This window comes from Streptomyces sp. NPDC048479 (assembly GCF_040651435.1).
GTDB lineage: Bacteria > Actinomycetota > Actinomycetes > Streptomycetales > Streptomycetaceae > Streptomyces.
Genome location: NZ_JBEZKA010000115.1, coordinates 1 through 1,701 on the forward strand (window position 1 = coordinate 1; position 1,701 = coordinate 1,701).

Genomic DNA, 1,701 nt, shown 5'->3' on the forward strand with positions numbered 1-1,701 from the left:
AGTGCGTTGTGGCAAACCGGATCTTGTTCGAGCGGCAGCGGGTGATCATCTGGACGGAGGTTCGGGTGCGGTCGCGGGCATGAGAGAACGGGCCCCTTGGTAGTGACGCGGTTACGACACCAGCACGACCAAGGAAGCCCGTTGCCTGATCAGTTGAGCAGTATCTCTGCGCCTGCGTCCACCGCGGTCACCCCTGGGTGTGACTGCTACGTGCACCGGTTCGGTTCGATCGCTCCGGGACGGCGGGCAGGCTGCTATCCCAGTGACATGACGGATGCGGAGTGGGCCGAGGTCCGCGCCGCGATGCCGGTGCCGGCGTGGCTCCTCAAGCTGGGCGGGCGTCCGGAGGCGTTTTGCCACCGCGAGATGCTTGACGCGGTGCGCTACCTCGTCGACAACGGCGTGAAGTGGACGGCCATGCCGGTCGATTTCCCGTACTGGCGGGCGGTCTACGACTTCTTCCGCCGCTGGCGGTCCTACGACTACGTGCGTGAGCTGTACGAACGCCTGCGACGTTCGGTGAGGGAGCGCGCAGGCCGCAACGCCGAGCCCAGTGCGGGAATCATCGACAGTCAGTCGGTGGACGCCTCCGAGACCGTCGGCGAGGACAGTCGCGGATACGACGGCGGCAAGTCACGTGACGGGCGCAAGCGTCACATCCTGACCGACACCGAGGGCCTGCTCCTGGAGGTGACCGTGACCACGGCCGATGTCCACGACTCCAAAGCCGCCCCCGCACTGCTGGAGACGTTCATGGACCAGCCGGGTCGGCTGCTGAAACTGGTGTGGGTTGACAGTGCCTACCAGGGTCCGGCGCTGGCGAAGGCGTTCGCCCGACACGGGGTCCGGATCGAGGTCGTGCGCCGATCCGATGGGCAACGCGGATTTGTCGTACTGGCCCGCAGGTGGGTCGTGGAGCGAACGCTGAGCTGGCTCTCCCGCTCACGCCGCCTCAACCGCGACCACGAACGCCGCCCCGATCACCACCAGCAGATGGTGTGGTGGGCGGCCATGATCAGGCTGTCACGGCGTCTGGCCGGCGATGCCCCGCGCTGGTCGGAGAAGCGTCCCGGCCGGCTGCCCCGGGCGCGGGCATGAACCGTCCGTTCTTCTCCCGCAGCAGCCAGCCCCGCTTCTCCAGCGCGTAGGCACGGTGACGGATCTTCTCCACCTCGTTCTTGATCTCCGCCTCCCGGCCCACCGCCCGCGTCAACTCCACCCCGCTCACCGGCCCCGAAGCGGCCACCACCGCGGCGAACACCTCCCGATACAGGCCGCTGAGTACCTCCTCGCCCATGCCCGACCGCCACACCGGCGGCCGCTCGCCATGCACCGCGCCGGAGCCGCTCGATCCCCCAGCGTCAGCCGCCTCACCACCAAACGGCCCGGAAACCGGCGTATTCACCGCGCTCTCCTCGGCCAGCACCGACACGAGCTCCTCACGCCCCACCCGGGCCCGCTCGACTCGCTCCCGCGCGGCATTCACCTCCGCCTGAGCCTGCTCCAGGACCTCCGTCCAGGACTCCAGCTCCTGCCTTGCCCGCGACTCACGCCGTTCCATCAACCCCAGCACCGACGGCATCGCACCCTCCTCGATCAACAACAAGCCGCCCGCTGCCTGCCCCTAACCCTCCGCGATCATGCCCTGCACACCAAGAAGCCCCTGCTCTCGAACAGGGACTCCCTTTGCCACGACGCACT

At 68.3% G+C, this 1,701-nt stretch carries 2 protein-coding genes; one reads left to right on the forward strand and one right to left on the reverse strand.

The genetic code is table 11. The features are described 5' to 3' along the window. Positions 1–267: 267 nt before the first annotated feature. Positions 268–1,098, forward strand: coding sequence for an IS5 family transposase (locus AB0D12_RS41255; RefSeq protein ID WP_362695225.1), 831 nt, complete (start codon positions 268–270; stop codon positions 1,096–1,098). On the opposite strand, the gene AB0D12_RS41260 is transcribed toward AB0D12_RS41255, so the two are convergent. After that, a complete protein-coding gene (locus AB0D12_RS41260) occupies positions 1,016–1,582 on the reverse strand; it encodes a hypothetical protein (protein ID WP_362695228.1) in 567 nt (188 codons plus the stop codon). The two genes, AB0D12_RS41255 and AB0D12_RS41260, sit on opposite strands and share 83 nt — an antisense overlap. Positions 1,583–1,701: the final 119 nt, after the last annotated feature.